The sequence below is a fragment of the Cohnella sp. GbtcB17 genome, from assembly GCF_019091135.1.
Taxonomy (GTDB): domain Bacteria; phylum Bacillota; class Bacilli; order Paenibacillales; family Paenibacillaceae; genus Cohnella.
Map to the genome: position 1 here is coordinate 1 of NZ_JAGXJW010000119.1, position 5,827 is coordinate 5,827.

Annotated in this window: 12 protein-coding genes; all 12 read right to left on the reverse strand. The window is 59.1% G+C overall.

The features are described 5' to 3' along the window. Positions 1-56 (reverse strand): 50S ribosomal protein L36 (gene rpmJ / locus KVT38_RS35675; RefSeq protein WP_217597978.1); only part of this gene is annotated, 56 nt, incomplete at its 3' end. Positions 57-143: 87 nt separating this feature from the next. After that, the gene (gene infA, locus KVT38_RS32920) at positions 144-359 is read right to left on the reverse strand and encodes a translation initiation factor IF-1 (protein WP_090117962.1); all 216 of its coding nucleotides are present in this window, start codon (positions 357-359) and stop codon (positions 144-146) included. A gap of 2 nt (positions 360-361) precedes the next feature. Next, on the reverse strand, positions 362-670 hold the full coding sequence (locus KVT38_RS32925) for a KOW domain-containing RNA-binding protein (RefSeq protein WP_217597970.1): 309 nt from the start codon (positions 668-670) through the stop codon (positions 362-364). Between the two features lie 9 nt (positions 671-679). Then, on the reverse strand, positions 680-1,432 hold the full coding sequence (gene map, locus KVT38_RS32930; protein WP_217597971.1) for a type I methionyl aminopeptidase: 753 nt from the start codon (positions 1,430-1,432) through the stop codon (positions 680-682). Positions 1,433-1,438: 6 nt separating this feature from the next. Then, complete coding sequence (locus KVT38_RS32935; protein WP_217597972.1) at positions 1,439-2,083, reverse strand: adenylate kinase; 645 nt, start codon at positions 2,081-2,083, stop codon at positions 1,439-1,441. A gap of 48 nt (positions 2,084-2,131) precedes the next feature. Further along, on the reverse strand, positions 2,132-3,430 hold the full coding sequence (gene secY / locus KVT38_RS32940) for a preprotein translocase subunit SecY (protein ID WP_217597973.1): 1,299 nt from the start codon (positions 3,428-3,430) through the stop codon (positions 2,132-2,134). Then, positions 3,430-3,873 (reverse strand): 50S ribosomal protein L15, encoded by a 444-nt coding sequence (rplO, locus tag KVT38_RS32945; protein WP_090117897.1) that lies wholly within the window; start codon positions 3,871-3,873, stop codon positions 3,430-3,432. Before rplO ends, secY begins: the two co-directional genes overlap by 1 nt. Before the next feature lie 50 nt (positions 3,874-3,923). Next, on the reverse strand, positions 3,924-4,103 hold the full coding sequence (gene rpmD / locus KVT38_RS32950; RefSeq protein ID WP_217597974.1) for a 50S ribosomal protein L30: 180 nt from the start codon (positions 4,101-4,103) through the stop codon (positions 3,924-3,926). 12 nt (positions 4,104-4,115) lie between these two features. Next, complete coding sequence (gene rpsE / locus KVT38_RS32955) at positions 4,116-4,613, reverse strand: 30S ribosomal protein S5 (protein ID WP_217597975.1); 498 nt, start codon at positions 4,611-4,613, stop codon at positions 4,116-4,118. 27 nt (positions 4,614-4,640) lie between these two features. Further along, positions 4,641-5,006 (reverse strand): 50S ribosomal protein L18, encoded by a 366-nt coding sequence (rplR, locus tag KVT38_RS32960; protein WP_217597976.1) that lies wholly within the window; start codon positions 5,004-5,006, stop codon positions 4,641-4,643. Positions 5,007-5,112: 106 nt separating this feature from the next. Then, complete coding sequence (rplF, locus tag KVT38_RS32965) at positions 5,113-5,655, reverse strand: 50S ribosomal protein L6 (RefSeq protein ID WP_217597977.1); 543 nt, start codon at positions 5,653-5,655, stop codon at positions 5,113-5,115. A gap of 29 nt (positions 5,656-5,684) precedes the next feature. After that, on the reverse strand, positions 5,685-5,827 hold a 143-nt coding region (rpsH, locus tag KVT38_RS32970), incomplete at its 5' end, for a 30S ribosomal protein S8 (RefSeq protein WP_217597979.1).

Sequence of the window (5,827 nt, forward strand, 5' to 3'; positions counted from 1 at the left end):
GACTTAATAACTTTGCATTTTTCGCAAATGGGTTTGACCGATGGTCTCACCTTCATGGTAATAGCCTCCTAAAGTGTGCGGCGGCGCTGCTGCGCGGATGCGCGTCATGCTGCCGTCACGTGTGGTTCGGTAGACCGGAAGAACTATTTGCGGTAAGTGATGCGGCCTCGCGTCAGATCATACGGCGAGAGCTGGATCACGACCTTGTCGCCCGTCAGGATCCGGATGAAGTGCATCCGCAGCTTGCCGGAGACATGAGCCAGAATCTCATGGCCGTTCTCGAGCTTCACCCTGAACATCGCGTTCGGCAGCGGTTCGACGACCACGCCTTCCACTTCGATTACGTCCTCTTTGGCCACCGTCATTCTCCTTTCTCTTCAGCATGCGCTTCGAGCCGCCTCATGGCAGTGACGACGGCATGCCTGAGCTTGCCGTTGGTCACGCGTCCGGTGTCCCGAATGCTGCTTGCGACTTCGTCGCTCACGATGCCGACCGATTCGAGATGCAGCACGTTTTTGCGCTTCGGCCGGTCGAACCGGCGCTTGTCGCCGTCGGCGACGATCGCGAATCGCTCGTCGGCTAGGGCGATGACCACCGCCAGCTGACCTTCGTCTTTGCCGCGGCGGCTTCTCACGACTTCCCCGGGCGACAGCGCTGACGTCTCCGTCATAGCCGCCGCCTAGTCTTCCGTACGGGTCAGATTCTCGAACCCGTCCTCGGTTACGGCGATGGTGTGCTCAAAGTGCGCGCACAGCGAGCCGTCCACCGTCACGACCGTCCAGTTGTCCGAGAGGGTCCGCACGTAGCGCGAGCCCAGGTTCACCATCGGCTCGATGGCGAGCACCATGCCCGGCTTCAGACGCGGCCCTCGGTCGGGCACGCCATAGTTGGGAATTTGCGGCTCTTCGTGAAGTTCGCGTCCGACACCGTGTCCGACGTATTCCCGCACGACCGACATGCCCGCCTCTTCGATCACCTTCTGGATGCCGTGTGACACCGTGAACAGCCTGACATCCGGCTTCACGAGCGCAAGGCCCGCATACAGCGAGGCTTCGGTCACCTCGAGCAGACGCTGCGCGTCCGCCGAGATGGCGCCGACGCCGTAGGTCCAGGCGGAATCGCCGTGGTAGCCCTTGTACTGCGCGCCGATGTCGATGCTGATGATATCGCCCTCTTGAAGCACCCGGGGACCGGGGAAGCCGTGCACCAGTTCTTCGTTGACCGATGCGCAAATGCTGGATGGAAAACCGTTGTAGCCTTTGAAAGACGGAACCGCGTCCTGACTGCGGATGTACGCGTCGGCGATCCGGTCAAGCTCGGCGGTCGTCACGCCCGGACGCACAGCTTCACGCATGAGCTGATGCGTCTTGGCGACGATCTCTCCGGCCCGTCTCATCAAGTTCAGTTCCGATTCGGACTTGCACACGATCATGGCCGGTTACCCTCTGAGGAGGGAGGAAATATCGGCCGTAACCGCGTCGATGTCCTTCTCCCCGTCCACTTCTCGGAGCAGCCCTTTGCCTTCGTAGTAGGCAAGCAGCGGAGCCGTCTTGCTCGTGTATTCATCCAGCCGGGTACCGACCTTCTCCTCCGTATCGTCGGAGCGCTGATACAGCTCTCCGCCGTCCTTGTCGCATACGCCCTCGACTTGGGGCGGATTGAACAGGACGTGATACGTAGCGCCGCAGGTCCGGCAGATCCGTCGGCCCGTCAGGCGGGCGAGCAGACGATCGCGATCCACCTTCAGGTTGACGACGTGATCGATCTTCTTGCCGAGTCCGGCGAGAATCTCGTCAAGCGCTTCGGCCAGCGCTAGCGTGCGGGGGAAGCCGTCGAGCAGGAACCCCTTGTCGCAGTCGGCCAGGGACAGACGGTCCTTGACGATGCCGTTGGTGACTTCGTCCGGCACGAGGAGGCCTTGGTCCACGTACTTCTTGGCTTCCTGCCCAAGCGCGGTGCCTTCCTTCATCGCCAGACGGAATGCGTCGCCGGTCGAGATGTGCGGCACGCCGAACGAATCGACGATGCGTTCCGCCTGCGTGCCTTTGCCGGCCCCAGGAGGACCCATAAACAGGATGTTCATTGCCGTACCTCCTGAATGTCCCTCATTTTGAAGCTGTTGAAACTGAGCTTACTTATTGATGAACCCCTTGTAGTGACGCTTGATCAGGTTGCTCTCGACCTGCTTCATCGTCTCGAGCGCGACGCCGATGACGATCAGCAGCGACGTGCCGCCCAGCTGAACCGACTTCGGAAGGCCGAAGGCGGAGCCGAAGATGACGGGAAGAATCGAGATGACAGCCAGGAACAGCGCCCCGGCGAGGGTGATGCGGGTGATGACTCTCATCAGGTAGCCTGCCGTCGGCTTGCCCGGGCGAATGCCTGGGATGTAGCCGCCGTTCTTCTTCATGTTGTCCGCCAGCTGTTGCGGGTTGAACTGTACGAACGTGTAGAAGAAGGTGAACCCGACAATCAGCAAGATATAGAATACCATACCGAGCGGCTTGTCGTAGTACAGATGGCTGATGATCCAGTTGGCCCAAGTGTGACCGGCCCAGAACTGGGCGATCGTGATCGGGAACATCAGGAGCGACGAAGCGAAGATGACAGGGATGACGCCAGCGCCGTTAACCTTAAGCGGGATATGCGTCGACTGGCCGCCGTACATCTTCTGGCCGACTACGCGCTTGGCGTATTGGACCGGAATCTTGCGAACGCCCTGCTGGACGAAGATAACGCCGACGATGATCAGCAGAATCACGATCAGGATGATGACCATCTTCAGGACGGCCCAGAAGATCTGGTCGCCGTTCACGAATTGGTCCTGATAGATCTCTTGGATATACGTCGGAATTCGGGAGACGATCGCCGCGAACATCAGAATCGAGATGCCGTTGCCGATGCCCTTCTCGTTGATCTGCTCGCCGAGCCACATCAGGAAGGCCGTACCGGCCGTAAGCACGATGGCGATCAGGATATAGGTCGCCGGCGACGGATCGATGACCATCTTCGCGCTGTAGATCCGGTTGAAGCCGATCGAGGTCGCGAAAGCTTGGATCAAACCGAGGACAATCGTCAGGTAACGGGTTAACTGCGCCGACTTGCGCTTGCCGATCTCGCCTTCTTTGGCCCACTCCGCGAGCTTCGGAATGACGTCCATGGAGAGGAGCTGCACGATGATCGACGCCGTAATGTACGGCACGATCCCGTGCGCGAAGATCGAGAACTGGAACAGCGCGCCGCCGGAGAACGTATTGAGCAGGCCGAACAGCTCATTGCTTTGCTGATTGGCCTGTTCGAGCACGCTCTTGTCGATGTTCGGCACCGGGATAAAGGAGCCGACACGATAGACGAGCAGTATGAAAAGCGTGAATAGGATCCTCTTGCGAAGGTCCTCGACCTTCCAGATGTTGCTCACGGTAGCGAACATTAGATCACCTCGGAGTTACCGCCGGCGGCCTGGATTTTTTCAGCAGCGGATTTGGAGAACTTGTGGGCTTTAACGGAGATAGCTGCAGTCAGCTCGCCGTTGCCCAGAATCTTGATGCCGTCCTTAGGGTTCTTTACGATCCCTTCGGAGAGCAGCAGTTCCGGCGTTACTTCCGTGCCGGCTGCGAATCCGCTCAGTTGATCCAGGTTAACAATCGCGTATTCCGTAGCAAAACGGTCGTTGTTGAAGCCGCGCTTCGGGAGTCTGCGGTACAACGGGTTTTGACCGCCTTCGAAGCCGGGGCGTACGCCGCCGCCGGAACGAGCGTTCTGGCCTTTATGGCCGCGCGTGGACGTCTTGCCCATGCCGCTGCCGATGCCGCGACCGACGCGTTTGCGGCTGAACTTGGATCCAGTTGCAGGAGAAAGTTCATGCAATTTCATCGTTCGTCGCACCTCCTTGATTGATTTGCCTTGCTTTTGGCTATATAGCCTTATACTTCTTCGACGGAGATCAGGTGGCTAACGGTGTTAACCATGCCGCGGATCGCCGCATTGTCTTCTTTGACAACCGTCGAGTTCACTTTGCCTAGGCCCAGCGACTTGACGGTTTGGCGTTGGTTCTCAGGACGGCCGATCAAGCTGCGCTTGAGGGTGATCTGCAATTTCGCCATTTTAACCCCTCCTTAACCCAACAGCTCTTCCACGGTTTTGCCGCGGAGCTTGGCTACGTCTTCGGCGCGCTTCAGGCGGGACAGACCTTCCAACGTCGCGTTGATCATGTTCATCGAGGTGGAGGATCCCGGCGATTCCGTCAAAATCTCGCCGCCGCCGGCCAGTTCGAGTACAGCGCGGACAGGCCCGCCCGCGATCACGCCCGTACCTTCGGATGCCGGCTTCAGCAGCACTTTGCCGGCGCCGAAGTGTCCCGTAACGGCGTGCGGAATCGTCTTGCCGACAAGCGGAATGAAAATCAAGTTCTTCTTAGCGTCATCGACGCCTTTGCGGATTGCGTCCGGTACTTCGCTGGCTTTGCCGATGCCCGCGCCAACCCAACCTTTGCCGTCGCCTACGACGACAAGAGCGCTGAAGCTAAAGCGACGACCGCCCTTGACGACTTTGGAAACGCGGTTGATCTGGACCATTTTTTCGGTAAGTTCCAGGGTATTAGGATCTACACGCAAGTCGTTAACCTCCTTGTTTGCGTAATATTAGAACTGAAGACCAGCTTCGCGAGCCGCGTCTGCCAGTGCTTGAATGCGTCCGTGGTACAGGTAGCCGCCGCGATCGAATACGATGCTCTCGTATCCCTTCGCCTTAGCGCGTTCTGCCACCAGTTGACCGACCTTAGCAGCCGCTTCGACGCTGCCGCCGTTGCCGATCTCGCCGATTTCCTTATCCAGCGTGGATGCCGATGCCAGGGTCACGCCCTTGACGTCGTCGATCAGCTGCGCATAGATATGCTTGGAAGAACGGAACACGGAGAGGCGGGGACGTTCGTTCGTGCCGCTGATCTTCTTGCGCACGCGCAGGTGACGCTTCAGACGGGCCTTGTTCTTGTCGCCTTTGGTAATCATTCCGGGGTTCACTCCCTTCTCGCTTCGCTATTCGACCGGTCTCAGGCAACGGATCGCCGTGTGCCGGCCGAGTGCCATATCTTAAGCGGCTCGTTGCCGCCCTTCATTACTTCTTCTTGCCGGCTTTGCCTTCCTTGCGGATAATGCGTTCGCCTTCGTACTTGATGCCTTTGCCCTTGTACGGCTCCGGCGGACGGACTTCGCGGATCTTCGCTGCGATCGCGCCGACCGCTTCCTTGTCGATGCCGCGAACCGTGATGCGGTTCTGAGCCGGCACGTCGAACTCGATGCCGCCTGCTGCCAGGAATTCGACCGGGTGCGAGTACCCGACGTTCAGGACGAGCTTCTCGCCTTGCTTGCTGGCACGGTAACCGACGCCGACAAGCTCAAGGTTCTTGGCGAAGCCTTCGGTAACGCCGCTTACCATGTTGGCGACGACGGAGCGCGTCGTGCCGTGCAGAGCGCGGTGTTCTTTGTTGTCGGAAGGACGTTCGACGTTGATGACGCCTTCTTCGACGACCAGCTTCATGTCTTTATGCAGTTCGCGGCTCAGCGTGCCCTTCGGGCCCTTGACCGTGATGACGTTGTTGTCCAGGTTCACGTTCACGCCGTTTGGCCCCTGGATGGGTTTGCGTCCGATACGGGACATTGGTACACCTCCTAACTTGTCGCTTTAAATTACCAGACGTAGCAAAGGACTTCGCCGCCGGCTTTCCCTTGACGGGCTTCCTTGTCGGTGATGATGCCTTTGGACGTCGAGATGATCGCGCTGCCGAGGCCGCCGAGTACGCGCGGTACTTCGTTCGACTTCGTGTAGACGC

Coding starts and splice junctions, on each gene's coding strand:
- secY (WP_217597973.1), bottom strand. CDS start 3,430: ATGTTCGCTACCGTGAGCAACATCTGGAAGGTCGAGGACCTTCGCAAG.
- rplF (WP_217597977.1), bottom strand. CDS start 5,655: ATGTCCCGTATCGGACGCAAACCCATCCAGGGGCCAAACGGCGTGAAC.
- rpmD (WP_217597974.1), bottom strand. CDS start 4,103: ATGGCGAAATTGCAGATCACCCTCAAGCGCAGCTTGATCGGCCGTCCT.
- rplO (WP_090117897.1), bottom strand. CDS start 3,873: ATGAAATTGCATGAACTTTCTCCTGCAACTGGATCCAAGTTCAGCCGC.
- map (WP_217597971.1), bottom strand. CDS start 1,432: ATGATCGTGTGCAAGTCCGAATCGGAACTGAACTTGATGAGACGGGCC.
- KVT38_RS32925 (WP_217597970.1), bottom strand. CDS start 670: ATGACGGAGACGTCAGCGCTGTCGCCCGGGGAAGTCGTGAGAAGCCGC.
- rplR (WP_217597976.1), bottom strand. CDS start 5,006: ATGATTACCAAAGGCGACAAGAACAAGGCCCGTCTGAAGCGTCACCTG.
- KVT38_RS32935 (WP_217597972.1), bottom strand. CDS start 2,083: ATGAACATCCTGTTTATGGGTCCTCCTGGGGCCGGCAAAGGCACGCAG.